A 237-nucleotide genomic window follows, 5' to 3' on the forward strand; every position below is an offset into this window, starting at 1 on the left:
AGCCTTGCGAGATGGTCCTCGCGGGTTCCGACGGGGTTTCACGTGTCCCGCCGTACTCAGGATCCTGAACAGAGAGTGTGACGTTTCGTCTACGGGGCTCTCACCCTCTATGGCACAGTTTCCCAACTGTTGCGACTACGTCGCACTTTGGTAACTCTAATGTTCAGTCCTACAACCCCAACAAGCAAGCTTGTTGGTTTGGGCTCTTCCCTTTTCGCTCGCCGCTACTCGGGGAAT

General features: G+C 55.3%; 1 rRNA gene. It reads right to left on the reverse strand.

Annotation, left to right across the window (positions count from 1 at the left end):
- A 23S ribosomal RNA gene (locus H5S41_RS00510) occupies positions 1-237 on the reverse strand; the annotation flags it as partial.

Origin of the sequence: Limosilactobacillus albertensis, assembly GCF_014145555.1 — a bacterium.
In the GTDB taxonomy this organism is placed as follows: Bacteria; Bacillota; Bacilli; order Lactobacillales; family Lactobacillaceae; genus Limosilactobacillus; species Limosilactobacillus albertensis.